Annotated in this window: 24 protein-coding genes; 9 read left to right on the top strand and 15 right to left on the bottom strand. The window is 70.8% G+C overall.

Annotation, left to right across the window (positions count from 1 at the left end):
- Positions 1 to 66 precede the first annotated feature (66 nt).
- Positions 67 to 771 (top strand): phosphatase PAP2 family protein, encoded by a 705-nt coding sequence (locus tag ABZ865_RS40845; protein ID WP_361242250.1) that lies wholly within the window; start codon positions 67 to 69, stop codon positions 769 to 771.
- 38 nt (positions 772 to 809) lie between these two features.
- Here ABZ865_RS40845 and ABZ865_RS40840 read toward each other — a convergent pair whose 3' ends face one another.
- A complete protein-coding gene (locus tag ABZ865_RS40840; protein WP_361242247.1) occupies positions 810 to 2,369 on the bottom strand; it encodes an FAD-binding oxidoreductase in 1,560 nt (519 codons plus the stop codon).
- Between the two features lie 343 nt (positions 2,370 to 2,712).
- Here ABZ865_RS40840 and pstS point away from each other — a divergent pair, with 343 nt between their 5' ends.
- From pstS to pstB, 4 genes are all read left to right on the top strand, one after another.
- The gene (gene pstS / locus ABZ865_RS40835; protein WP_361242244.1) at positions 2,713 to 3,846 is read left to right on the top strand and encodes a phosphate ABC transporter substrate-binding protein PstS; all 1,134 of its coding nucleotides are present in this window, start codon (positions 2,713 to 2,715) and stop codon (positions 3,844 to 3,846) included.
- 125 nt (positions 3,847 to 3,971) lie between these two features.
- Positions 3,972 to 4,979 (top strand): phosphate ABC transporter permease subunit PstC, encoded by a 1,008-nt coding sequence (gene pstC / locus ABZ865_RS40830; RefSeq protein ID WP_361242241.1) that lies wholly within the window; start codon positions 3,972 to 3,974, stop codon positions 4,977 to 4,979.
- A complete protein-coding gene (gene pstA / locus ABZ865_RS40825; protein WP_361242238.1) occupies positions 4,976 to 6,037 on the top strand; it encodes a phosphate ABC transporter permease PstA in 1,062 nt (353 codons plus the stop codon). The genes pstC and pstA overlap by 4 nt, the downstream gene beginning before the upstream one ends.
- 45 nt (positions 6,038 to 6,082) lie before the next feature.
- Positions 6,083 to 6,859, top strand: a complete 777-nt coding sequence (gene pstB / locus ABZ865_RS40820) for a phosphate ABC transporter ATP-binding protein PstB (protein WP_100826981.1) — start codon at positions 6,083 to 6,085, stop codon at positions 6,857 to 6,859.
- A gap of 477 nt (positions 6,860 to 7,336) precedes the next feature.
- On the opposite strand, the gene ABZ865_RS40815 is transcribed toward pstB, so the two are convergent.
- Together ABZ865_RS40815 and ABZ865_RS40810 are read right to left on the bottom strand one after the other, a co-directional pair.
- The gene (locus ABZ865_RS40815) at positions 7,337 to 8,335 is read right to left on the bottom strand and encodes an inorganic phosphate transporter (RefSeq protein ID WP_361242235.1); all 999 of its coding nucleotides are present in this window, start codon (positions 8,333 to 8,335) and stop codon (positions 7,337 to 7,339) included.
- Between the two features lie 7 nt (positions 8,336 to 8,342).
- Positions 8,343 to 8,963: a DUF47 family protein gene (locus ABZ865_RS40810; protein WP_356861269.1), complete on the bottom strand. Its 621-nt coding sequence runs from the start codon at positions 8,961 to 8,963 to the stop codon at positions 8,343 to 8,345.
- Between the two features lie 205 nt (positions 8,964 to 9,168).
- On the opposite strand from ABZ865_RS40810, the gene ABZ865_RS40805 reads away from it, so the two are divergent.
- Complete coding sequence (locus ABZ865_RS40805) at positions 9,169 to 9,474, top strand: metal-sensitive transcriptional regulator (RefSeq protein ID WP_055708076.1); 306 nt, start codon at positions 9,169 to 9,171, stop codon at positions 9,472 to 9,474.
- Between the two features lie 31 nt (positions 9,475 to 9,505).
- Here the strand turns inward: ABZ865_RS40805 and ABZ865_RS40800 are convergent, their stop codons facing one another.
- Together ABZ865_RS40800 and ABZ865_RS40795 are read right to left on the bottom strand one after the other, a co-directional pair.
- Complete coding sequence (locus ABZ865_RS40800; protein WP_167747945.1) at positions 9,506 to 9,673, bottom strand: hypothetical protein; 168 nt, start codon at positions 9,671 to 9,673, stop codon at positions 9,506 to 9,508.
- 113 nt (positions 9,674 to 9,786) lie between these two features.
- Complete coding sequence (locus ABZ865_RS40795; RefSeq protein WP_361242231.1) at positions 9,787 to 10,647, bottom strand: hypothetical protein; 861 nt, start codon at positions 10,645 to 10,647, stop codon at positions 9,787 to 9,789.
- A 169-nt stretch (positions 10,648 to 10,816) separates the two neighbouring features.
- Between ABZ865_RS40795 and ABZ865_RS40790 the strand changes: the two genes are divergently transcribed.
- Complete coding sequence (locus tag ABZ865_RS40790) at positions 10,817 to 10,990, top strand: hypothetical protein (protein WP_361242228.1); 174 nt, start codon at positions 10,817 to 10,819, stop codon at positions 10,988 to 10,990.
- A gap of 18 nt (positions 10,991 to 11,008) precedes the next feature.
- Here the strand turns inward: ABZ865_RS40790 and ABZ865_RS40785 are convergent, their stop codons facing one another.
- The 4 genes from ABZ865_RS40785 to mshD form a co-directional block, all read right to left on the bottom strand.
- On the bottom strand, positions 11,009 to 11,422 hold the full coding sequence (locus tag ABZ865_RS40785) for an NUDIX hydrolase (RefSeq protein ID WP_361242225.1): 414 nt from the start codon (positions 11,420 to 11,422) through the stop codon (positions 11,009 to 11,011).
- 19 nt (positions 11,423 to 11,441) lie between these two features.
- The gene (locus ABZ865_RS40780; protein ID WP_361242222.1) at positions 11,442 to 12,566 is read right to left on the bottom strand and encodes a CHAD domain-containing protein; all 1,125 of its coding nucleotides are present in this window, start codon (positions 12,564 to 12,566) and stop codon (positions 11,442 to 11,444) included.
- Positions 12,547 to 14,781 carry an RNA degradosome polyphosphate kinase gene (locus ABZ865_RS40775; RefSeq protein WP_361242219.1) on the bottom strand — a complete coding sequence of 745 codons (2,235 nt, stop codon included), beginning with the start codon at positions 14,779 to 14,781 and terminating at the stop codon, positions 12,547 to 12,549. Before ABZ865_RS40775 ends, ABZ865_RS40780 begins: the two co-directional genes overlap by 20 nt.
- 335 nt (positions 14,782 to 15,116) lie before the next feature.
- Entirely contained in the window at positions 15,117 to 16,046 is a 930-nt protein-coding gene (gene mshD, locus ABZ865_RS40770; protein ID WP_361242216.1) for a mycothiol synthase, read from the bottom strand.
- A 169-nt stretch (positions 16,047 to 16,215) separates the two neighbouring features.
- Between mshD and ABZ865_RS40765 the strand changes: the two genes are divergently transcribed.
- Positions 16,216 to 18,012, top strand: a complete 1,797-nt coding sequence (locus ABZ865_RS40765) for a bifunctional metallophosphatase/5'-nucleotidase (RefSeq protein WP_361242213.1) — start codon at positions 16,216 to 16,218, stop codon at positions 18,010 to 18,012.
- Between the two features lie 76 nt (positions 18,013 to 18,088).
- Here ABZ865_RS40765 and ABZ865_RS40760 read toward each other — a convergent pair whose 3' ends face one another.
- From ABZ865_RS40760 to ABZ865_RS40735, 6 genes are all read right to left on the bottom strand, one after another.
- Positions 18,089 to 19,555, bottom strand: a complete 1,467-nt coding sequence (locus ABZ865_RS40760) for a HAMP domain-containing sensor histidine kinase (protein ID WP_361242210.1) — start codon at positions 19,553 to 19,555, stop codon at positions 18,089 to 18,091.
- Positions 19,552 to 20,286 carry a response regulator transcription factor gene (locus tag ABZ865_RS40755; RefSeq protein WP_361242207.1) on the bottom strand — a complete coding sequence of 245 codons (735 nt, stop codon included), beginning with the start codon at positions 20,284 to 20,286 and terminating at the stop codon, positions 19,552 to 19,554. The genes ABZ865_RS40760 and ABZ865_RS40755 overlap by 4 nt, the downstream gene beginning before the upstream one ends.
- A gap of 88 nt (positions 20,287 to 20,374) precedes the next feature.
- The gene (locus tag ABZ865_RS40750) at positions 20,375 to 20,608 is read right to left on the bottom strand and encodes a hypothetical protein (protein ID WP_361242204.1); all 234 of its coding nucleotides are present in this window, start codon (positions 20,606 to 20,608) and stop codon (positions 20,375 to 20,377) included.
- A 59-nt stretch (positions 20,609 to 20,667) separates the two neighbouring features.
- Positions 20,668 to 21,705 carry a trypsin-like peptidase domain-containing protein gene (locus ABZ865_RS40745; protein ID WP_361242201.1) on the bottom strand — a complete coding sequence of 346 codons (1,038 nt, stop codon included), beginning with the start codon at positions 21,703 to 21,705 and terminating at the stop codon, positions 20,668 to 20,670.
- Between the two features lie 127 nt (positions 21,706 to 21,832).
- Positions 21,833 to 22,858 (bottom strand): LacI family DNA-binding transcriptional regulator, encoded by a 1,026-nt coding sequence (locus ABZ865_RS40740; RefSeq protein ID WP_361242198.1) that lies wholly within the window; start codon positions 22,856 to 22,858, stop codon positions 21,833 to 21,835.
- 97 nt (positions 22,859 to 22,955) lie between these two features.
- Positions 22,956 to 23,735 (bottom strand): response regulator transcription factor, encoded by a 780-nt coding sequence (locus ABZ865_RS40735; RefSeq protein WP_361242196.1) that lies wholly within the window; start codon positions 23,733 to 23,735, stop codon positions 22,956 to 22,958.
- A 171-nt stretch (positions 23,736 to 23,906) separates the two neighbouring features.
- Here ABZ865_RS40735 and ABZ865_RS40730 point away from each other — a divergent pair, with 171 nt between their 5' ends.
- Positions 23,907 to 24,770: an alpha/beta fold hydrolase gene (locus ABZ865_RS40730; RefSeq protein ID WP_361242193.1), complete on the top strand. Its 864-nt coding sequence runs from the start codon at positions 23,907 to 23,909 to the stop codon at positions 24,768 to 24,770.
- The last annotated feature ends 44 nt before the right edge of the window (positions 24,771 to 24,814 follow it).

Genomic DNA, 24,814 nt, shown 5'->3' with positions numbered 1-24,814 from the left:
ACCACGGGGGGCTGGAGCGGCGCACACGAGGTGCGTCCGGGAAGACGACGAAGGGGCCGCAGCACGATGGCTGTACTCGCCGAGTCCGGATCGAACCCCGACGTCGACCTGCTGTACGACATCAATGGCCTGGCCAAGGACGCGCCGCACTGGTTCGACCGGATCATGGAGTTCGTCGGTGAGTACGGGCTGCTGCTCGCCATGGTGCTGCTCGTGCTGTGGTGCTGGTGGACCGTGCGGCAGCGGGGTGGTCAGGATGCCGCGTCGTCCGTGGCCGCGCTGGTGTGGGCGCCGCTCGCGGCCGGGATCGCGGTGCTGGTGAACGTGCCGATCCGCGGCTTCGTGGAACGCCCCCGGCCGTTCGTCGATCACCAGGGGCTGGACGTCCTCGTCTCCGGCAAGAACGACTTCTCCTTCGTCAGCGACCACGCGACGATCACCATGGCGGTGGGGGTCGGTCTCTTCATCGCCAACCGCCGCGTCGGCCTGGCCGGCATCGGGCTGGCGTTGCTGGAGGGGTTCTGCCGCGTGTACATGGGCGTGCATTACCCGACGGACGTCGTCGGTGGCTTCGCACTGGGTACGGCGGTCGCCCTCCTCCTGTCCCCCCTCGCGATGGCCCTGCTCACTCCGCTGATGAAGGCGGTGGAACGGTCGCCGCGAGCCGGCCGGCTCGTGACCGCCCAGCCGCCCGCAGGCGAGCAGCCGGGCTCCTTGCTCCCCGGCACCCGCAAGCCGGTGAAGTCCGAAGAGAAAGACCTCGCCGCGTAGCCTGCGCGCGTCACAGCGGACGGCACTGCGGCTCGCCGCTACAGACCCTGGCCGTAGGAGAAGAAGCGCTGTGGGTCGTACTGCTTCTTCACCTTGGTCAGGCGGTCCGCCGCGTCCCCGTAGTACGCCTTGCGCCAGTCCTTCAGTGTGGGGTCCGTGTAGTTCTGGTACGCCGCGCCGGAGGCGTACGGCTTCATCGCGTCGTGCGCCGACGTCAGCCACGACTGCGCCGAACCGCCGGAGGCCCCCGCGCCCCAGGACGCGATGTACTGCGCCAGCATCCGCGAGCGGCGGTGGACGAAGGCCGTGGCCGTAGGGGAGACGCGGTTGACCGCGCCGCCCAGCGCGGTGAGCGCGATGCTGCCCGAGCCGCCGCGGACCGAGCCGATCTGCCGCAGCAGGGTCTGGATGCCCGCCGCGGACAGGGAGCGGTCGAAGAAGTCGGAGCGGGCCGCGTAGGTCTCCCGGCCCAGGCGGCCCTGGGGGGAGCGGCCCGGGGTGGAGCCGGGCAGGTGGCACTGGGCGTCGGTGGAGAAGGAGGAGCAGCCGGCGTAGATCTCCATCGCCTCCTCGTAGCCCCGGCGGCGCAGGGACACGGACCGCGCGTCGGCCCCGGCCTTGTGCGCCAGCTGGTCCACCGCGTTCTGCAGCTCGCCGTACGTGCCGAGGGAGAAGCAGGCCACGGAGATCGCCGGGGTGCCGCCCGGGGTGTTCGACAGGTGGAGGGAGGACCAGATCTCGTCCGGCTGGGAGGGCCCCCACTCCTGCCAGGCCTTGATCACCGCCGCCGCCTTGGACCAGGACCACGTCAGGTACGCGGTCACCGCCTGCGGTGCCGGGTGGGTCTTGAACTGCAGCTCGGTGACGACGCCGAAGTTGCCGTTGCCCGCGCCGCGCAGTGCCCAGAAGAGGTCGGGGTGGTGCTGCGCGTCGGCGGTGACCTGCGTGCCCTCGGCGGTGATGACCGTCGCCCGGGTGAGGCTGTCGCAGGTCAGGCCGTAGGCGCGGGAGGCGACGCCGTGGCCGCCGCCGAGGACGAGGCCGGAGACGCCGACGGTGGGGCAGGAGCCGGCGGGTATGGTCACGCCCTTCGCGGCCAGCGCCCGGTAGACGTCGATCAGCTTGGAGCCGGCGCCGACCACCGCCTGCCCGCCGCTGACCCGGATCCGGTTCAGCCTGGACACGTCCAGGATGAGCCGGCCGTCGCCGGAGGAGTAGCCCGCGTAGGAGTGGCCGCCGTTGCGTATCGCGACCTTCACGTGGTGGGCGTGGGCGTACGCCAGGGTCGTACGGATGTCGTCCGCGTGGGCGACGTAGGCGACCGCGGCGGGCTTCAGGCCGTCGAAGCGGGTGTTGTACAGCTGGTGCGCCGTCTTCCAGGCCGCTTCCCCGGGGCGCACCAGCGTGCCGTCCAGGTCGCGGGCGAGGGCCGCCCAGTCCGCGGCGGCGGCCTGACTGGTGGTCTTCAGCGGCGTACCGGAGGATGAGAATGTCGTCGCCGACGACCCGGCGGACGTTCCCGACCCCGAGCTGCACGCGGTCAACGCCGTCGCCGCCAGCGCCGCCGCGCCGCCCGCCATGAACGTACGCCGTTCCATATCCGTCGCCTTTCCTCGGCTCTCGTGGAACGAGACGACGCCGTGCGTACAGGAGTTCCATCGACAGGAGAACGAACGTAGGAGACAGGCGAGCGAACGTCGAATACGTGTCCGCGTAACCCGGCGGTCGGGATCTGGGCGTGCCCTCCCCGTGAGCATTCCGTGACCTCACCGGGCCGATGGCAGGGGTTCACTTCCCGTTCACTTACGGCCATCGGCCGCTTCACCTGTTCTGCCTAATTTCGGCCGTACCGGTGCTGAGTGCGGCCCTGAATGCGCTCGGTGCCCAGAGACGACCTCGCACGCCGCCGACAGCGGCGGCTCCTGGAAGGAACTCCTGAAAGTGATGCTTCAGCGCAAGAACCGGCTGCGCGCCCTCTCTCTCGGTGCTGTCGCCGTCACCGGCGCCCTTGCCCTGACGGCGTGCGGCTCCGACGACAACGGTGGTGGAAGCAAGGCGTCGGGCAACCCCTCGACCTCCACCCAGGCCAGCTCCATCAAGTGCGACGACGCCAAGGGCCAGCTGCTCGCTGACGGCTCCTCCGCGCAGAAGAACGCCATCGACGCCTGGGTCAAGCAGTTCTCGCAGGCCTGCGGCGTGCAGATCAACTACAAGGGCGGCGGCTCCGGCGCCGGTGTGACCGCGTTCACCCAGGGCCAGGTCGCCTTCGCCGGTTCCGACTCCGCGCTGAAGCCCGAAGAGGTCGCGGCCTCCAAGAAGGTCTGCTCCGGCGGCCAGGGCATCGACCTCCCGATGGTCGGCGGCCCGATCGCGCTCGGCTACAACGTCCCGGGTGTCGACAGCCTGGTCCTGGACGCCCCGACCATCGCCAAGATCTTCGACAGCAAGATCACCAAGTGGAACGACCCGGCGATCGCCAAGCTGAACAAGGGCGTCAAGCTGCCTGACCTCAAGATCCAGGCGTTCCACCGCTCGGACGAGTCCGGCACCACGGACAACTTCACCAAGTACCTGATCGCCACCACCCCGGCCAACTGGAAGTACTCCGGCGGCAAGGCCTGGCAGGCCAAGGGCGGCCAGTCCGCTCCGCAGTCCGCGGGTGTGGCCCAGCAGGTCAAGCAGACCTCCGGCGCCATCGGCTACTTCGAGCTGTCCTACGTCAAGGACGGCATGAAGGCCGTCTCCATCGACACCGGTGCCAGCAAGCCGGTCGCGCCCAGCTCCGAGTCCGCCACCGCCGACATCGCGGCCGCCAAGGTCGTCGGCACCGGCAAGGACCTCTCGCTCAAGCTGGACTACAACACCAAGGCCGAGGGTGCCTACCCGATGACCCTGGTCACCTACGAGATCGTCTGCGACAAGGGCACCAAGGCGGACACCCTGCCCGCCACGAAGGCCTTCCTGCGCTACATCGCCAGCGAGGACGGTCAGAAGGTGCTCTCCGGCATCGACTACGCCCCCGTCCCCGCCGAGATCATCGCCAAGGTCCGCACCACCATCGAGGGCCTGAGCTGACCTGATCCGAGAAGTGCGGCTCGGTCCAGGGGCTTCCCCGAGGACCGGGCCGCACCGTCCGGTGCACCGCCGCCACGAATCGCCGCCCCTCGCGGGGCGCGCGGTTCAGCAGACCGGAGAACCCGATGGACATATCGACGCAGACAACTGACACACCACCCCCAAGCCCCCAGCCTTCCGTGGCCGAGCAGAAGCGCGCGGCCCGCGGTGCCACCCGACCCGGTGACCGGATCTTCCTCGGTCTCTCCCGCGGCTCGGGCATTCTGCTGCTGGTGATCATGGCCGCGATCGCGGTCTTCCTCACCTACCGTGCGACCCTCGCCATCAGCAAGGACCACGGGAACTTCCTGACCACCTTCGAGTGGAACACCAACCTGCTCCCGCCGACCTTCGGCATCGCGGTGCTGGCCTTCGGCACGATCGTCTCCTCGGTCATCGCCATGGTGCTCGCGGTCCCGGTCGCGGTCGCCATCGCGCTGTTCATCACGCACTACGCGCCGCGCCGGCTCGCCGGTCCCGTCGCGTACGTGATCGACCTGCTCGCCGCCGTGCCGTCCATCGTGTACGGCCTGTGGGGCGCACTCGTGCTCGTGCCGCACATGAACGGCCTCTACGGCTGGCTCAACGACTTCTTCGGCTGGACCGGCGTGTTCTCCTGGGACGAGGGCGCCCCGCGCTCGATGCTCACCGTCGGCATCCTGCTCGCGATCATGATCCTGCCGATCATCACCAACGTGAGCCGCGAGGTCTTCCGCCAGGTCCCGCAGATGCAGGAGGAGGCGGCCCTGGCTCTCGGCGCCACGCGCTGGGAGGTCATCCGCATGTCCGTGCTGCCCTTCGGCCGCTCCGGCGTGATCTCCGCGTCGATGCTGGGCCTCGGCCGCGCGCTCGGCGAGACGATGGCCGTGGCCACCGTGCTCTCCCCGTCCTTCGACATCCAGGCCAGCCTGCTCAACCCGGGCGGCGGCACCTTCGCCCAGAACATCGCCAGCAAGTTCAGTGAGGCGACGGAGTTCGGCCGGGACGCGCTCATCGCGTCCGGTCTCGTCCTGTTCGTCATCACCCTGCTGGTCAACGGTGCGGCCCGGCTGATCATCGCCCGCCGCGCGGAGTACTCGGGGGCCAACGCATGAGCCACGCAGCCGTCACCGCCAAGCGCCCCAGCACCCTGCGAGGCGCCAGCCTGCCCAAGTGGTCGCCCTGGGCGATCGCCGCGGGCTCCCTCGTCCTGGGCGTCGGCATCTCGCTGGCCGCCGGCCTGGACAGCAAGATCCAGTGGGGTCTGATCGCCGCGGTCCTGTTCGTCCTCGGTACGTACGTGATCGCCGCGCGCGTCGAGGGCCGCCGCCAGGCCAAGGACCGCATCGCGACCAGCCTCGTCTGGGTCGCCTTCCTGATCGCCGTGGTGCCGCTGGTCTCCCTGATCTGGGTGACCGTCGCGCGTGGCGTGAAGGTCCTGGACGTCTACTTCCTGACCCACTCGATGGGCGTCGTCGCCGACACCGAGCCCGGCGGTGGCATCTACCACGCCATCATCGGCAGCCTGGAGCAGGTCGGCCTCGCCACCGTGATCGGCGCCCCGATCGGCGTGATGACCGCGATCTACCTCGTGGAGTACGGGCGGGGCAAGCTCGCCAAGGCGGTCACCTTCTTCGTCGACGTCATGACGGGCATCCCGTCGATCGTCGCGGGTCTGTTCATCCTCAGCCTGATGCTCATCTTCAAGATGCAGCCGTTCGGCTTCGCCGGTTCGCTGGCCCTGGCCATCCTGATGATGCCGGTCGTCGTCCGCTCCACCGAGGAGATGCTCAAGCTCGTCCCGAACGAGCTGCGCGAGGCGTCCCTGGCGCTCGGCGTGCCGAAGTGGCGGACCATCCTGAAGGTGGTCCTGCCGACCTCGATCGGCGGCATCACCACCGGCATCATGCTGGCGGTCGCCCGTATCGCCGGTGAGACCGCGCCCGTGCTGCTGCTGGTCTTCGGCAACCCGTTCATCAACAACAACCCCTTCGAGGGCGCGCAGGCGTCGCTGCCGCTGTACATCTATCAGCAGTTCGCGAACAGCGCGGGTTCCGGAGCGGCGTACGACCGGGCCTGGGCGGCCTCGCTCACGCTGATCGCCTTCGTGATGATCCTCAACCTGGTGGCCCGCGGCATCGCCCGCTGGAAGGCCCCGAAGACCGGTCGCTGACGCGGCCATAAGCGACCGAGCTTGATTTCTGGAAGTGAAGTAGACATGGCCAAGCGAATCGACGTAAGCGGACTCACCGCCTACTACGGCTCCCACAAGGCGATCGAGGACATCTCGATGTCCGTCGAGCCCCGTTCGGTGACGGCGTTCATCGGCCCCTCCGGCTGCGGCAAGTCGACGTTCCTGCGCACGCTGAACCGTATGCACGAGGTCACCCCCGGTGGCCGGGTCGAGGGCAAGGTGCTGCTCGACGACGAGGACCTGTACGGCGCCGGTGTCGACCCGGTGACGGTGCGGCGCGAGGTGGGCATGGTCTTCCAGCGCCCGAACCCGTTCCCGACGATGTCGATCTTCGACAACGTGGCGGCGGGACTGCGCCTGAACGGCAACTACAAGAAGAGCGAGCTGAACGACATCGTCGAGCGGTCGCTCAAGGGCGCGAACCTCTGGAACGAGGTCAAGGACCGCCTGAACAAGCCCGGCTCCGGCCTCTCCGGCGGCCAGCAGCAGCGTCTGTGCATCGCCCGTGCGATCGCGGTCGAGCCGAAGGTGCTGCTCATGGACGAGCCGTGCTCCGCGCTGGACCCGATCTCGACGCTCGCCATCGAGGACCTGATCGGCGAGCTGAAGGAGCGCTTCACGATCGTCATCGTGACGCACAACATGCAGCAGGCGGCACGTGTGTCCGACCGTACGGCGTTCTTCAACCTGGCCGCGGTCGGTCAGCCGGGCCGGCTGATCGAGATCGACGACACCGAGCGGATCTTCTCGAACCCCTCGGTCCAGGCCACGGAGGACTACATCTCCGGCCGCTTCGGCTGACGGACGCTGCCGCCGCTTCGGCTTTGCCGGGGTGGTTGCCACAGAACGCCTCGCGGTGCTGCATGGCGGTGCCACCGCGGGGACACAGAAGGGCCCGCCCCTGGCTCCCGGGGGCGGGCCCCCTGTCTTCCCCGGCGTCCGCCGTGACCGTGCCCACGCCCAGTCCAGGCCCCTGGGGCTCCGCCCCAGACCCCGTGTTCGCCCACCCACCCATCCGACTCGGTGGGCTGAGAGGTGGGCCAGGGGGGTTCGTGTTGGCGGGGAGGGTGGGGTGGGGGCGGGCCGGCGTTGGCCGGGGGCGGGTTCACGTGGGGTCCGGGTTCCTGGGGGTTCGCCCGAGACCCCGTGTTCGCCCACTCAGCCGGCGTTGCCGGGCTGTGCCCGTCGCTGGTGGGCGGAAAAGCGAATGCCCACCTCCTCGCCCGGTCGTCCAGTGGGGCGAGTCGGGTGGGTGGTGGGCAGGCCGCCGCCTGGGGGTCAGAGGATCGTCAGCTTCAGGAGGCCGAAGGCGAGAGCGGCTACCAGGGCGGCTGCCGGCATGGTGATGAACCAGCCGAGGACGATGTTCTTGGCCACGCCCCAGCGGACGGCGTTGACGCGCTTGGTGGCGCCGACGCCCATGATGGCCGAGGTGATGACGTGGGTCGTGGAGATCGGCGCCTTGAAGAGGAAGGCCGTGGTGAACATGATCGACGCGCCGGTGGTCTCGGCCGCGAAGCCCTGCGGGGGGTCCAGTTCGATGATCTTGCGGCCCAGCGTGCGCATGATCCGCCAGCCACCCGCGTAGGTGCCGAGGGACAGCATCACCGCACAGACGATCTTGACCCAGACCGGGATCGGGTCGCCGTACGTCTCGTGGCCGGAAATCACCAGTGCCATCACCACGACACCCATGGTCTTCTGGGCGTCCTGGAGACCGTGCCCGAGCGCCATGCCGGCCGCCGAGACGGTCTGCGCTATGCGGAAGCCGCGCTTGGCCTTGTGCGGGTTGGACTTCCGGAAGATCCACATGATCGCCGTCATGACCAGGTAGCCGACGATCAGACCCACGACCGGCGACAGGAACATCGGGATGATGATCTTGTCGATGACGCCGTGCCACAGCACCGTCGTGCCGCCCGCGAGGGCCGCTCCGACCAGGCCGCCGAACAGCGCGTGGGAGGACGAGGAGGGGAGGCCGAAGTACCAGGTGACGAGGTTCCAGACGATCGCGCCGAGGAGGGCCGCGAAGAGGATGCCCATGCCCGTCGAGCCCGTGGGTGTCTCGATCAGGCCCTCGCTGACGGTCTTGGCGACCCCGGTGCCGAAGAAGGCACCGGCCATGTTCATGACCGCAGCCATGGCGAGCGCCGCCCGCGGGGTCAGTGCCCGCGTCGACACCGACGTCGCGATCGCGTTAGCGGAGTCGTGGAAGCCGTTCGTATACGTGAAGAAGAGCGCGACCGCGATGGTCACGACCAGGGCGAAGGTGTCCATCGACGCCTCAGGACTCCTTGACGGCGATGGTCTCCACCGTGTTCGCCACGTGCTCGAACGCGTCCGCCGCCTCTTCCAGGACGTCCACGATCTGCTTGAGCTTGAGCACCTCGATCGCGTCGTACTTGCCGTTGAAGAGGTGGGCCAGCAGCTTGCGGTGGATCTGGTCCGCCTGGTTCTCCAGCCGGTTGACCTCGATCCAGTACTCGGTGAGGTTGTCCATGGTGCGGAGGTTCGGCATCGCCTCCGCCGTCAGCTCGGCCGCCCGGGCCAGCACCTCGATCTGCTGCTCGACGCCCTTGGGCAGTTCCTCGATGTTGTAGAGGACGACGAGGTCGACGGCCTCCTCCATGAAGTCCATGATGTCGTCCAGGGAACCGGCGAGGGAGTAGATGTCCTCGCGGTCGAACGGCGTGATGAACGAGGAGTTCAGCTGGTGGAAGATCGCGTGCGTGGCGTCGTCACCCGCGTGTTCGGCTGCCCGCATACGCTCCGCGATCTCGGCTCGGGCGGAGGAGTCCGCCCCGAGCAGTTCCATCAGGAGTTTCGAGCCCGTGACGATGTTGTCCGCGGATGCGGCGAACATGTCGTAGAAGCTCGTCTCCCTGGGGGTCAGACGAAAGCGCACGTGGGGTCCTCGGGGTGCTTCGGTTTCGGTCAGGCTGATGCTAGGCGCAACATCCGGCCACGGCTATCGGCCGTCATCCAGTGTCGCCCATGAGGCACAGTGATCAGCACGGGGTCGGGCCAAGGGCCCCATACCCAGCAAAATTCGGTACCATATACCCACCAGGGGTATATATCCCAAGCTTGTCCCACGATGGAGGCCAGCGATGACGACGACAGAGGCCGGCGCCACCCACGGCTACCACAAGCAGAAGGACGAGCACCTCAAGCGGCTGCGCCGGATCGAGGGGCAGATCCGCGGTCTGCAGCGGATGGTCGACGAGGACACGTACTGCATCGACATACTCACCCAGGTCTCGGCCTCCACCAAGGCCCTGCAGTCCTTCGCCCTGCAGCTGCTGGAGGAGCACCTGCGGCACTGCGTGGCGGACGCGGCCCTCAAGGGCGGCGACGAGATCGACGCGAAGGTGGACGAGGCGACGAAGGCGATCGGCCGGCTGCTGCGCAGCTGAGCCCCGCGCACCGGAGTACGCACCCGGCGGCTCAGACCTCGGCGGACTCCCGCTCCTCGGCGACCCGCAGCACCTCGTCGATGCTCTCCAGGCTGAGCCGCTCCTCGGCGGCCGAGGCGGCGATGATCAGCTCTCCGCACAGCTCGATCTCGGCGAGGGCCACGTGGTCCTGTACCGCGGTACCGCCGACCGGAGCCACGCCCGTCACCTCGTCTCTGCCGTCACCTCTGCCGCCACCGGCTTCCTAGAGTAGGCAGCGCTCTACACACTGCGCATGGCACGGACGGGCTAGTTCGGGGGTGGCGTCCCGGACTAGTCGGCATCCTCGGCGATCCGGCCCGCGTAGATGTCCTTCGGGCTCGGCAGCCGTACGTCGACGGGGGCGCCGAAGTCGTACAGCAGCGTGGTCGAGGCGACTGCCACGGCGGTGGACCGGCGGCCGTTGACGAAGCTGAAGTGCTGCCTGAGCTTGCGGATCCGGCCCTGGTCGTCCAGGTAGGCGTCGAACGGCACCTCGGCCGAGGCGAACCCTTTCGCCGCCGCCGCCAGGGGCGCCCGGTTGTCCGCCGAGGCGCTGCGCGCTGCCCGGGACAGGTCGGCCGTCCCCCGGTAGTGCCGCACCGCGGTCCCGCCGACCTCCGTGCGGCCCACGTACGTCGCCTCGCGCGTCCCGCGCAGCACCTCGGCGGCGGCGTACGGGTCCGTCGCGCCGCCGGTGACGAGGTTGCCGTCGGTCACGCTCGCGGTCTCCACCCGCACCCACTTGTCGGCGGGCACCCCGGCGCCCCGGTTCTTCATGAACAGGGCGCCGGGGGCGAGGAGCTCGGTGATGGGCCGGTGCTCGGAGGCGCCCGCCGGGTCCTCCGGGAGCATGACGGTCAGCCGGCCGAGCCGGTGCCGGTAGTCGTAGACGCCCCTGCCGCGGATGGTGACCCGGGTGCCGCCGGTGGCCATCTCCATCGACGTGGTGGCCTTGGAGCTGCCCGCGCCGCGCAGGGTGTCGGCGGCCCCTCGCAGTGCGGCCACCGGGTCGGCGCCCGCGCCGTTCACGCCCTCCGCGGCGGCTCCGCTGCCGGTACACCCCGTGGTGCCCACCCCGAGCCCGACCGTGAGCCCCATGATCCCCACCGCGACGACCGTCCTGCCCGCGCGCGTGTGCTGCCGCCGATCCATGGCCTGCCTTACCCCCAGCCGGTCCGTCCGTCGGGCCCCCGTCGTTCCGCTTAACGACGGGTAGGGAGTGCCGTCACGCGTTGCCGTCACGCGTCGCCGGGGGGTGGCCGGGCGGGCGGGGAAAGGCCATACAAGCGCTTTAACAGAGGGCTCGGCTAACGTTGTCGGTGTGGCGCAGCAGGACGGGCCGGAGCGGGTCCGGCAGACAGCGGAGCACCTCACGTCGACGACCGATCAGGGACGCTTCTGCGTCGCCTGGTGCAGCTGCGGCTGGCGCGGTCCGGCCCGCCGGGCCCGCAGCCAGGCCAGAGCGGACGCGGCCGGGCACGCGGCGGCCCTGTGACGGCCCCTGGAGGCCTTCTCAGCGGTGCTCGAAGCTCCGGGTGAGCGCGTCCACCAGGTTCCGGTCCCGGGGCTGGGTGAGGCGGCTGCGGGCCGCGGTGAGGGGGAGCCACAGGATGCGGTCCACCTCAGTGTTCGGGGTGAAGTGGCCGGACAGGGCCTCGGCCGCCCAGTAACGCACCTGCTTGGGACGGCCGTTGGCCAGGTACCGCAGGGTCGGCAGCACGGCGCCCGGCTCCGCCGCGTACCCGGTCTCCTCCGCGACCTCGCGCAGGGCACCGGCGAGCGGGTCCTCGCCCCGCTTGAGCTTGCCCTTGGGGTGGGACCAGTCGTCGTACTTCGGCCGGTGGACGAGGCAGACCTCCAGGCCGCCGTCCACCGGCGAGCGGCGCCACAGGACGCAGCCCGCCGCCTGGACCGTGCTGTCGTTCACACCGCCTCCTCGCGAGGGTTCAGGGTGCGCTGACCGTCCGCATCTGCCATGCCTGCTGGAAGGCGAACCGGGCCGCCTCCACCTCGTGCCGCTGGTCGGCGTGGAGCACGCCGAGGGCGTACGCCGTCGCGGGCGCGATGCGGGGTGTGCGGGCCGCCTGGGCCGCCGCGGCCGCCGCCTCCGAGGCGTCCCGGTGCCGGTTCAGGGCCTGGCCGGCGGTCAGCAGGCGCATGTCGACGGGCAGGTCGCCCTCGTGCAGCACCTCCTGGGCGTACCGGTGCAGGCGCAGCAGCAGCCGGACCTGGTGCCAGGGGCCGTCCTGAGGGTGCGGGGACGGGTCCGGGGACAGGCCGTGGACCAGGGCCTCCGCGTTGTAGGGGTGGCCCGCGGTGACCAGGGGGAGCGCGGCGACGGCGTCGGTGAGGCGCTCCTCGGCCGCGGCCGCCAGGGGGCGCAGGCCGGTGGTGGTGGCGGCGGGGGTGAGCGGAACCTCGCTGGCGAGCACGGCGACCTTGTCGGCGACCGCGTGGAAGCGGGAGGAGCCGAGCGCCTGGAGGGCCGTGGAGTGGGCCCGCGTCCGGGCGAGGGTGAGCTGACGCTCCAGCAGCGCGCCCGCCTTCGCCGCGCCGACGGTCAGGTTGCCGCGCTCCACGGTGGGCGTCGGACCGCCCGGGCCACCGGAGTTCGGGGCGCCCGCCGCCACCTTCGCCGCGCCGGCGGCCACCGGCTGCGCGGGCAGGGCCGTCGTGGAGCCCGACAGCCGGTGCAGCGCCAGCAACAGCCGCTCCAGGCGGGCCTCGTAGGCGTGCTCGAGGCCCAACGTGCCCGACACCCAGGCCAGTTCGGGGCGCATCTCGTCGGACCAGTCGGGGTCCAGCAGGGCCCGGAACGTGTGCAGGCTGGCACTGATCCGGCGGGCCGAGCGGCGCAGGGCGCGGGCCGCGTCGACGGACTCCTCCGCGCCGCTCTCCCCCGCGCTCGCATAGGCCCGCGCGGGGGCACCCCCACCCGCGTTCCCGTTCTCCCGGTGCAGGCGCAGGGCGCGGAGGAACTCCGTGGCCTGGGCGCGCAGGTACACCGCCAGGGCGTCCCCGGTCACGGCTCCGGCCGTGGGGTCCGTCGGTTCAAGGTGTTGCTGTGCCACGCCGGCGCCTCCGGGCGTCTATGAGCATCTCCTGGACGTTGCGCAGGGGTTGTCCGTCCCCGTCGGTCGCGTGTCGCGTCCATTCGCCGTCGGGACCGAGGTGCCAGGAGGCGGTGGTGTCGGACATTCCGGTGTCGAGCAGCCGGTTCAGGGCCGCCCGGTGGCCGGGGTCGGTGACCCGGACCAGGGCCTCTATCCGGCGGTCGAGGTTGCGGTGCATCATGTCGGCGCTGCCGATCCACACCTCGGGCTCGCCGCCGTTGCCGAAGGCGAACACGCGGGAGTGTTCGAGGAAGCGGCCGAGGATCGAGCGGACCCGGATGTTCTCGGACAGGCCCGCGACGCCCGGCCGGATGGCGCAGATGCCGCGCACCCAGATGTCGACGGGCACGCCCGCCTGGGAGGCCCGGTAGAGGGCGTCGACGACCGCCTCGTCGACCATCGAGTTGACCTTGATGCGGACGAACGCCGGACGGCCCGCGCGGTGGTGCTGGACCTCCTTGTCGATCCGCGAGACCAGGCCGTCGCGAAGGGACTTGGGGGCCACCAGCAGCCGGCGGTAGGTCTCGCGGCGGGAGTAGCCGGAGAGCCTGTTGAACAGGTCGGACAGGTCCGCGCCGACCTGCGGGTCGGCCGTCAGCAGGCCGAGGTCCTCGTACAGGCGGGCCGTCTTCGGGTGGTAGTTGCCCGTGCCGACGTGGCTGTAGCGGCGCAGGGTGTCGCCCTCCTGGCGGACCACCAGGGACAGCTTGCAGTGGGTCTTCAGGCCGACCAGGCCGTACACGACGTGACAGCCGGCCTCCTCCAGCTTGCGCGCCCACTTGATGTTGGCGTGCTCGTCGAAGCGGGCCTTGATCTCGACCAGGACGAGGACCTGCTTGCCGGACTCGGCGGCGTCGATGAGCGCGTCGACTATCGGCGAGGTCTCCGAGGTCCGGTACAGGGTCTGCTTGATCGCGAGGACGTCCGGGTCGGCCGCCGCCTGCTCCAGGAAGGCCTGCACGGAGGTGGAGAAGCTGTCGTAGGGGTGGTGCAGCAGGACGTCCCGGGCGCGCAGGGCCGCGAAGATGTCCGGCGCCGAGGCGGACTCGACCTCGGCGAGGTCGCGGTTGGTGCCGGCGACGAACTTGGGGTACTTCAGCTCGGGACGGTCGAGGCTGTGGATGCGGAAGAGACCGGTGAGGTCCAGGGGGCCCGGCAGCGGGTAGACCTCGGCCTCGGAGATCTTCAGTTCGCGCACGAGCAGGTCCAGCACCTCGCGGTCGATGGACTCCTCGACCTCCAGGCGCACCGGCGGGCCGAAGCGGCGCCGCATGAGTTCCTTCTCCAGGGCCTGGAGGAGGTTCTCGGCGTCGTCCTCCTCGACCTCCAGGTCCTCGTTGCGGGTGAGCCGGAAGGCGTGGTGCTCCAGCACCTCCATGCCCGGGAACAGCTCCTCCAGGTGCGCGGCGATGACGTCCTCCAGCGGGACGTACCGGCCGGGCGCGGCCTCCAGGAAGCGGGACAGCAGCGGGGGCACCTTCACCCGGGCGAAGTGCTTGTGGCCGCTGACCGGGTTGCGTACGACGACGGCCAGGTTCAGGGACAGGCCGGAGATGTACGGGAACGGGTGCGCGGGGTCCACGGCCAGCGGGGTGAGGACCGGGAAGATCTGGTGCCGGAAGAGCGTGAAGAGGCGCGCCTGCTCCTTCTCGGTCAGCTCGCTCCAGCGGACCATGTGGATGCCCTCGTCCGCGAGGGCGGGGGCGACGTCCTCGTGGAAGCAGGCGGCGTGCCGGGCCATGAGCTCGCGGGAGCGGGCCCAGATCATCTCCAGCACCTCGCGGGGCTGGAGGCCGGAGGCCGAACGGGTTGCGACGCCCGTCGCGATACGTCGCTTCAGACCGGCCACCCGGACCATGAAGAACTCGTCCAGGTTGCTGGCGAAGATCGCCAGGAAGTTCGCGCGCTCCAGCAGGGGCGTGTTCGGGTCCTCGGCCAGCTCCAGGACGCGCTCGTTGAACGCGAGCCAGCTGCGCTCCCGGTCGAGGAAGCGTCCCTGCGGCAGCGCGGCGCCCTCGACCTGCGACTCCTCGTACTCGTCGAGGTCCGCGTCGATGTCGGGCGCCAGGTCGGAAGCCGCGCCCGTGGGCACCGTGCGCGGGCGGTGGGCGGCTATGGAGCCCACGGGGGGCTGGACGTGCTGGACCGGTGCCTGGGCTTCTTGCTGACTCATGAACCCATTCTTCCGCGCCGAGGGCGTGACGGGCGCGTCGGAACGTGCGGGCGGGAGCGTCAGGGCCCCGTTCCCCGCGGGCCCCTCGGGGGGCGGTGAAGGCTCTGGCACGGCGGGCTTCATTGGCCGAGCGTCGCAAGCCTGGCTGAATCGATGGTTACGGAGACATGACGTGCGGGATAGCGCAGGGAGGCTCCCGGGGGTCTTTCGCCGAAGAATTTCCTCCCCGGAGGCGCCGGAACGCACAAAAGAAGCCGTTCACGTGCCGTCCGGCGGCGTAAGGGGCGGTATACGCAGAGTGCGCCGCCCATTACGCGAAAATGTGCGGGTATGCGTCAGGTCTCGGTGCGGTACATGAGGTCCGTCTCGTGGACGGTGAATCCGAGCCGCTCGTACACCGACACCGCCGCCTTGTTGTCCGCGTCGACGTAGAGCATCGCCGTCGGCAGGGCCTGGGCGGCCAGGTGGCGCAGGCCGATCGTGGTCAGGGCCTTGCCGAGGCCGCCGCCCTGCTCGCCGGGCCGGATCCCGAGCACGTACACCTCGCCGAGCCCCTCCTCGGCGTGCACCTTGGTCCAGTGGAAGCCGGCCAGCTCGCCGCCGCGCTCGGCGAGGAAGAACCCGGCCGGGTCGAACCACGGCTCGGCCTTGCGGTCGTCCAGGTCGCGCTGGGTCAGCGTGCCCTGTTCGGGATGGTGGGCGAAGGCGGCCGCGTTGACGGCGAGCCAGGCCGCGTCGTCCTTGCCGGGCACGAAGGTACGCACCGTCACGCCCTCCGGCAGCACCGGCTCGGGCAGCTCCAGGTCGGTCAACGATCGCCGCATCTGCCGCAGTTCGCGGAACAGGGTCAGCCCCAGCACCTGGGCGAGATGGCGGGCCGCGGGGTGTCCGCCGTGCGCCCACACCCGCAGCCGCTTGCCCGAGGCGGCGAGCAGCGCCGAGCCCAGCGCCCGCCCGTGCCCGTGCCCGCGGTGCGAGGGGTGGACGACCAGTTCGGCGGCCGGCGCCTCCACCGGATCGGTGTCCTCCAGCTGGGCATAGCCGACGAGTTCGTCCCCGACGCGCAGCAGCAGATGGGAGACGCCGGCGCGGGCTCCCCCGCGCAGCTGCAGCCGTCCCTGTTCGGACACCGGCTGCTGTCCGTCGACCCGGGCCGCCTCGGCGAGCAGCTCGAGCACGGCCTCGGCGCGGTCCGGGGCGAGTTCGGCGTAGGTCTCGATGGAGCGGGAGGGGAACGGCCGCAGGGTGTCGTCGTCGCTGCTCATGCGTACGAGGGTACGGGGCGGCCCGGGCGAAGTGCGGACATCCCAGCGGGTCAAGACATGGGCAAAGGGAAACCAGGATGTAACCATGAACCTCCTGTCGCGCTACGCGCGTTGACTCTAGGCTGCGGCGGAACGGTCACTCGTCACCCTTGACCCAGTGGGGGGTTCCATGCCAGCCGCGCCCCGGCGCACCAGACGTCGTACCCATGCCATCCTCGGGGCGACCGCCGCGCTCGCCACCGCCGCCGCCCTGGCCGCCGCGCTGCCCGCGCAGGCCCACGCCGGCCAGGACGCGCACCGGCCGCCGAGCCGCTACCAGGACGTCCAGCTGCTGTCCTTCAACGACCTGCACGGCAACCTCGAACCGCCGTCCGGCTCCTCCGGCCGGGTCACCGAACTGCAGCCGGACGGCACCACGAAGACGATCGACGGCGTGGGCGGCGTCGAATACCTCGCCACCCATCTGCGCAAGGCCCGCGAGGGCCACCCGTACTCCATCACCGCGGCCGGCGGCGACATGGTCGGCGCCTCCCCGCTGCTGTCCGGGCTCTTCCACGACGAGCCCACCATCGAGGCGCTCAACAACCTGAAGCTGGACGTCACCTCGGTCGGCAACCACGAGTTCGACGAGGGCGCCCGGGAACTGGCCCGCCTGCAGAACGGCGGCTGCCACCCCACCGCCGGCTGCTACGGCGACGAGGAGTTCCAGGGCGCGAACTTCCCGTACCTGGCGGCGAACGTCCTGGACGAGAAGACCGGCAGGCCGATCCTCAAGCCGTACTGGGTCTGGAAGAAGAAGGACGTCAAGATCGGCTTCATCGGCGTCACCCTGGAGGGCACGCCGAACATCGTCTCCGCCGACGGCGTCAAGGGCCTCACCTTCAAGGACGAGGTCGAGACGATCAACAAGTACGCCAAGGTGCTCCAGCACCAGGGCGTCCAGTCGATCGTGGCGCTCATCCACGAGGGCGGCTTCCCGGCCTCCGGCGCCTACAACTACAACTGCGACGCCGCGGGCGCGGGCAGCGGCATCTCCGGCCCGATCGTCGACATCGCGAAGAACGTCACGCCGGCCGTGGACGCCCTGGTCACCGGGCACACCCACACCGCGTACGTCTGCGACATCCCGGACCCGTCCGGCCGGCCCCGCATGGTCACCTCGGCGGCCTCCTTCGGCCGCCTGTACACGGACACCACGCTGACCTACGACCGCTACACCGGCGACATCGCCCGTACGGCCGTGAAGTCCGCGAACCACGTGGTCACCCGGGACGTGCCCAAGGCCGCTGACATGACCGAGCTGATCTCCCGCTGGAACACCCTGGCGGCCCCGATCGGCAACCGCGCCATCGGCTACATCTCCGCCGACATCGACAACACCGGCACCGAGTCCCCGATGGGCGACCTGATCGCCGACGCGCAGCTCGCCCACGGCCGTGAGCTGGACCCGAAGACCAGCCTCGCGCTGATGAACCCGGGCGGTGTGCGGTCCGGTCTGACGTACGCGGCCAAGGGCGCGGAGGGCGACGGGGTCGTCACCTACGCCGAGGGCTTCACGGTCCAGCCCTTCGCCAACACCGTGAACCTCCAGGACTTCACGGGCGCCCAGCTGATCCAGGTGCTCAAGGAGCAGGTGAGCGGGGCCAACGCGGCGGCCCCGAAGATCCTCCAGCCCTCGGCGGGCCTCACCTACACCCTGGACATGACGAAGTCCGGCGCTGACCGTGTCGTCACCGACTCCATCCGTCTGGGCGGGGCCCCGATCGACCCCGCCGCCACCTACCGTGTCGCCACCAACAGCTTCCTGGCGGGCGGCGGCGACGGCTTCCCGACCCTCGCGCAGGGCACGAACGACCTGGTGGGCTCCGACGACCTGGCCGCGCTGGAGAAGTACCTGACGGCGAACTCGTCTCCGACCGCGCCGATCGCGCCTCCGGCGGCGAACCGGATCACGATCGTGAAGTAAGGACCCCGGCTCCAAGTCCTTCGAGGAGCGCACAGCAGCTCCGGAACGCCCCTGAGTACGCTCAGGGGCGTTTCGCCTATCCAGCGATCCCGTATCCCGATCCCATGTCCGGCGGCGGAGTGGGCGCGCCCGGCAGCCGGACCGTCGCCACCGTGCCGCCGCCCTCCGCGGGGGCCAGGGCCACCTCGCCGCCCGCCTGCTGGACCGTACGGGCCACGATGGACAGGCCGAGGCCCGAGCCGGGCAGGGCGCGGGCGCTGGGGGAGCGCCAGAAGCGGTCGAAGACGTGCGGGAGTTCCTCGGCGGGGATGCCGGGACCGTGGTCGCGCACGGTCAGCACGCCGTCGGCGAGGCGCACGTCGATCGTGCCGCCCTCGGGGCTGAACTTCACCGCGTTGTCCAAGACGTTGACGAGGGCCCGCTCCAGGGCGGACGGCTCCGCCCGGACGTACCAGGGCTTCAGGTCCGCCGTGATCGTCAGCTCCGGGCCGCGCAGCCGGACGCGGCGCAGGGCGTCCTCCACGGTGTCCTGGAAAGGCACGACCTGGACCCGTTCCCCGCGCTGCCCCTCCGAACGGGACAGCTCCTGAAGGTCGCCGATGAGCGCCGCCAGCTCCGTCATCTGCGCCTTCACCGAGGCGAGCAGCGCCCTGCGGTCCTCCGGCGGCAGCGGGCGCCCGGTGTCCTCGCTGCGGGTGAGGAGCTCGATGTTGGTGCGCAGGGAGGTGAGCGGGGTGCGCAGCTCGTGGCCGGCGTCCGCGATCAGCTGCTGCTGGAGATCGCGGGAGCTGGCCAGGGCGGTGGTCATGGAGTTGAAGGAGCGGGAGAGCCGGGCCACCTCGTCCTCGCTGTCGTCCTCCACGGGGATGCGGACGGTCAGATCCTCGGTGCGGGCGACGTGCTCCACCGCCTCGGTGAGCTTGTCCACGGGGCGCAGCCCCGCACGGGCCACGGCGAGACCGGCGGCGCCCGCTCCCACGACCCCGATGCCGGAGACGAGGAGGAGGACGAGGGCCAGGTCGTTCAGGGTCCGCTCGGTGTCCTCCAGGGACAGGGACACCATGATGGCGACCTCGGGATAGGGCTCGACCGTGAGTCCCCCGCCCACCGGGACCGACATGGTCGCCACCCGGACGTCATGGCCCTGGGTGTCGGTGCCGTTGCGGAAGGTGCGGGTGCGCAGCGTGGGGTTCTGCGCCCGCGCCCGGTCCGACTGCGTCACCTTGACGACGCCCTGGGACCAGGGCGCCACACACGTCTTGCCGCCGACCGTGACGACCTGGACGTACAGGAACGCGGGGCGGTCGGGCTGCGGGCTCGGGGCCCGCGGGCAGGCGACCAGCAGCGTGGTGACCTCGTCGCTGTCCAGCTGCCGGCCCATGCCCGCCAGCCGGTCGTCGACCTCGTCGTACAGCTTGCCCTGCACGATGAACCAGCAGATGACCGAGACGGCGGCCACGCCGAACGCCACCGCCGCCGCGACCAGCATCGCGAGCCGCGCCCGGATCGGCAGGGCCCGGACCCGGCGTGTCAGTTGGTTCACTCCGCGCCACCTTGTCGCAGCACGTACCCCACGCCGCGGACCGTGTGCACGAGGCGGGGCTCGCCGCCGGCCTCGGTCTTGCGGCGCAGGTACATGACGTAGACGTCGAGCGAGTTGGACGACGGCTCGAAGTCGAAGCCCCACACGGCCTTGAGGATCTGCTCGCGGGTGAGGACCTGGCGGGGGTGGGCCATGAACATCTCCAGGAGCGTGAACTCCGTGCGGGTCAGTTCCACCGGCCGGCCGCCCCGGGTGACCTCGCGGGTGGCGAGGTCCATGCGCAGGTCGCCGAAGGTCAGCGCCTCGTCCTCCTGGGCCTCGGCCGACACGGCGGCCGCGTACGAGCTGCGGCGCAGCAGCGCCCGGATGCGGGCGAACAGCTCGTCCAGCTCGAACGGCTTGACCAGGTAGTCGTCAGCGCCGGCGTCCAGCCCCGTCACCCGGTCGCCGACCGTGTCGCGGGCCGTCAGCATCAGGATCGGCGTGGTGTCGCCCGCGCCGCGGATGCGGCGGGCCGCCGTCAGGCCGTCCATGCGGGGCATCTGGATGTCCAGGACGACCAGGTCGGGCCGGTAGTCCGCGGCCTTGTCCAGGGCGTCCGCGCCGTCGACCGCGACCTGCGTGTCGTATCCCTCGAAGGCGAGGCTGCGCTGGAGCGCCTCGCGGACGGCCGGCTCGTCGTCGACGATCAGGATGCGCAGCGGGTCACGGTCGACCTCGGCGGGGCTCATGGCTCGCGGTTCCTCGGGGTGGGATGGGGCGTGGTCGGCTGACTCTCAGCGTCGCATGTTTCGGGGCCGCCGGGCGCGAACGCCGGGGTCAGACCCCGAGCGCGGTCAGCCGGGTCAGCGTGGTCAGACGGGTCAGCGGCACCTTGCGGCGGTGCGGCCGGGCGTCGTAGCGGCGCAGGCCCATCAGCTGGGGAGCGGGGGAGGCCGGCTCGGGGGCGCGGCGGTACGCCTTGGGCGCGGGCAGTTCGTACGCCACGTCCAGGGCCAGGGTGATGCCGGTCGGACGGAGGGTGGAGTCCTGGTGCACAACCTTCTCGATCATGGGGTTCTCCCTGTGGGTCGCTGTGGGTCGGTGGTCCCCCCTGGCCGGCGGGTTCTCCGCTAGCTCGTGGAGCCCGCTCGCAGCTTGGCGAGGTCGGACTTGACGGTGTTGACCGGGATCGCGAAGCCGAGTCCGACGCTGCCCGCGTCCGAGGACGAGGACCCGCCCGAACCCGACGAGTACATCGCGGAGTTGATGCCGATCACCCGGCCGCTCGCGTCGATCAGCGCGCCCCCGGAGTTGCCGGGGTTGAGCGAGGCGTCGGTCTGGATGGCCTTGTACGTCGTCGTGGACGAGCCCGTGTCGCCGTTGAACTCACGGCCGCCGAACTGGAACGGCCACTGTCCGTCGCCGCCCTGGCCCTGCTGCTGGTCCTCGTCCGTGGAGACGGTCACGTCGCGGCCCAGCGCCGAGACGATGCCGCTGGTGACGGTGCCGGTCAGGCCCTCGGGGGAGCCGATCGCGACGACCGAGTCGCCGACCTGGACCCCGGAGGAGTTGCCGAGCGAGGCGGCCTTCAGGCCCGAGGCGCCCCGCAGCTTGATCAGTGCGAGGTCCTTGGAGCTGTCGGTGCCGACGACCTCGGCGCGGTAGCTCGTGCCGTCGCTGGTGCGCACCCTCACGGAGGTGGCGCCGGAGACGACGTGGTTGTTGGTGACGATCTCGCCGTCACTCGTGATGATCACGCCGGAGCCGGTGGAGGAGCCGTTGCCGAGGGTCGCGTTGACCTCGACCACGCTCGGGCTCACCGCGGCGGCGATCGCGGCCACGTCGCCCTTCTTGCCGGCCGGCACCACGGGGGTGGCGCCGGTGCCGGCGGAGGCGACCGTGCTCTTGCCGGTCAGCTCCTCGAAGGCGAAGGCGGTGCCGCCACCGATCGCCGCCGCGACGATCGCGACCGCGGCGAGCAGTGTGATCGGACCCCGGGTGCGCCGCTGCTTCGGCGCGGGTTCCGGGGCCGTCACCGGCTGGTACGACGGCGGGGGCGGCCACTCGGGGTGCATGCTCGCGGGAGCGAAGTGGCCGGCCTGCTGAGCGTAGGGACCCTCGGGGTTCGCGTGCTCGTAGTCGCCGTCGCGGCGGATGCTCTCGGTCATGACTGGAGCCTCCCCCGCCACCATGAGAGCTTCCTGAGTGCTGCCTGAGAAGCCCGGCAGAACCTTGTTTGCCCGATATAAAGGCGCCGAGGGGCCCCTGCACAGAGCCGCCGAGCGGCTCGGCGGCTCAGCTCTCGCAGCCGCAGCTCGTGCGGACCACCAGCCGGGACGGGAACGTCTTCAGGCGCTCGCGCCGCGAGCCCACCACCCGCAGCCCGTCGTCCAGGACCAGGTCGACCGCCGCTCGGGCCATCGCCGAGCGGTCCGAGGCGACCGTGGTCAGCGGCGGGTCGGCGAGCGCCGCCTCCTTGATGTCGTCGAACCCGGCCACCGCCAGCTCGCCCGGCACGTCGATGCGCAGCTCCCGGGCCGCCCGCAGCAGGCCGATCGCCTGGTCGTCGGTGGAGCAGAAGACCGCCGGCGGCCGGTTCGGGCCGGACAGCACGTCCAGGGCGACCCGGTAGGCGTCGTAGCGGTTGTACGGCGCCTCGAACAGGCGGCCCTCGGTGGACAGGCCCGCCTCGGCCATGGCCCGCTTCCAGCCCTCGACGTGGTCGGAGACCGGGTCGCCGACGGCCGGCGTCTGTGCCGTACCGCCCATACAGGCCACGTACTCGTACCCGTGCTCCAGCAGGTGGCGTACGGCGAGCTGGGCGCCGCCGAGGTCGTCCGTGACGACGGCGACGTCGTCGATGGCCTCCGGGCGCTCGTGCAGCAGCACCACCCGGGCGTCCCAGGCCTCGATCTCGGCGGCGGCGAGGTCGTTCAGCGCGTGTGAGACGAGGATGAGACCGGAGACCCGCATGCCGAGGAACGCGCGCAGATAGTGGACCTCGCGTTCGCCGATGTAATCGGTGTTGCCGACGAGGACCATTTTCCCGCGCTCGGAGGCGGCCTGTTCGACCGCGTGCGCCATCTCCCCGAAGAAGGGCTGGCGGGCGTCCGGGATGATCAGGCCTATGAGGTCGGTGCGGCGCGAGGCCATCGCCTGGGCGACCCGGTCGGGCCGGTACCCCAGTTCCTTGATCGCCGCGAGGACACGCTCGCGCGTGGCCGGGGCGACCGGCCGGGGTCCGTTGTTGATGACATAACTGACGACGGCGGTGGAGGTCCCAGCCAGCCGTGCCACGTCATCCCGAGTCACCTTGGCCACGCGCGGAGTCTACGCGGATGGACCGGCTGTGGGCAGGGCGTATCAAGGCGTGGATGTGCGGAAGCAATGCTTCGGCGGGCCGGCGGGCCCGCCTCCGCTACGCGTCCGCGCGGATCTCGGCGGCGTCCAGGACGGCGGATGTGCCCGCATCCTCCGCCTTTGCCCGGTCCGCCTTGGCCCTCGCCTCGTCCCCGGACCGGTCGCCCTTCTCGGGCGTAACGAATCGATAACCGACGTTGCGGACGGTGCCGATCAGCGACTCGTGCTCCGGGCCGAGCTTGGCGCGCAGCCGTCGTACGTGCACGTCCACCGTCCGGGTGCCGCCGAAGTAGTCGTAGCCCCACACCTCCTGCAGCAGCTGGGCGCGGGTGAAGACCCGGCCGGGGTGCTGGGCGAGGTACTTGAGCAGCTCGAACTCCTTGAAGGTCAGGTCCAGGACCCGGCCCTTGAGCTTGGCGGAGTAGGTGGCCTCGTCCACGGAGAGGTCGCCGTTGCGGATCTCCATGGGGGAGTCGTCGTTGACGATCTGCTGGCGTCCCATGGCGAGCCGGAGCCGGGCCTCGACCTCCGCCGGGCCGGCCGTGTCGAGCAGGACGTCGTCGATGCCCCAGTCGGCGGTGACGGCGGCCAGACCGCCCTCGGTGACGACGAGCACGAGGGGACAGCCCGGACCGGTGGAGCGCAGCAGCTGGCACAGGCTGCGCACCTGCGGCAGGTCACGGCGGCCGTCGACGAGGATGACGTCGGCGCCCGGGGTGTCGACGAGCGCGGGCCCCTCGGCCGGGGCCACCCGCACGTTGTGCAGCAGAAGACCGAGAGCGGGGAGCACCTCCGCCGACGGCTGGAGGGCATTGGTCAGGAGCAGCAGAGAACTCATATGTCTGGTTCCTCCTCGGTCCCTGCGAGCACATGGGCGGTGCGGAACTGCTCTGCGTTTCCGGGGACCTCGTACACCTGCGGTTCCCCGCCTTGTATACGACGCTCCCGAAAGCACAAAAGGACCCGGGGGCTGCGTTGCCCGAGTCCTCTGCCCAGCAGAATAGCCCACATGAGCAACCGTCCGGCAGGTCAAGCGGCACGTTCCACCGTTCGTCCGAATCGCGAGACGGGCGGACGGGCTCCTATCAGGACGTTTCTGTACACGGCCGACGGAATTCCGGTCGATTCCGTATACAACCCGGATGCCGTCGTATACGAAACGCCGCCCGACACCCCTGCGGACACCCTGTCTCCACCCTCCCGCGACCTGGTGTTCGTGATCGCCCACGGCTTCACCGGGGACGTGGACCGGCCACATGTTCGAAGGGTGTCGGGCGCGCTGGCCCGTTACGGTGCGGTCATCACCTTCTCCTTCCGCGGGCACGGTGCCTCCGGCGGGCGCTCGACGGTCGGCGACAAGGAGGTCCTGGACCTCGCGGCCGCGGTGGACTGGGCGCGCCGCCTCGGGCACGCGCGCGTGGTGACCGTCGGCTTCTCCATGGGCGGCTCGGTCGTGCTGCGGCATGCGGCCCTGCACCCCGGCACGGCCGACGCCGTCGTCTCGGTCAGCGCCCCCGCCCGCTGGTACTACCGGGGCACCGCCCCCATGCGCCGCCTGCACTGGCTGGTCACCCGCCCCGAGGGCCGCCTGGTCGGCCGCTACGGCTTCCGCACCCGGATCCACCACCGCGAGTGGAACCCGGTCCCGCTCTCCCCGGTCGAGGCCGTCCCGCGCATCGCGCCGACCCCCCTCCTCGTCGTCCACGGCGACAGCGACGCCTACTTCCCCCTCGACCACCCCCGGATGCTCGCCGACGCGGCCGGCGAGCACGGCGAACTCTGGCTGGAGCCCGGCATGGGCCACGCCGAGCACGCGGCGGACGAGGCCCTGCTGGACCGCATCGGGACCTGGGCGGTCACGCAGGCGGGCTAGCCTGGCACCATCCGGCTTTGCCGTTCTCTTGTCCCGCTCTTGTC

It is taken from the genome of Streptomyces sp. NPDC047085 (assembly GCF_040643735.1).
In the GTDB taxonomy this organism is placed as follows: Bacteria; Actinomycetota; Actinomycetes; order Streptomycetales; family Streptomycetaceae; genus Streptomyces.
This window is presented reverse-complemented; position numbering and strand designations above follow the sequence as displayed.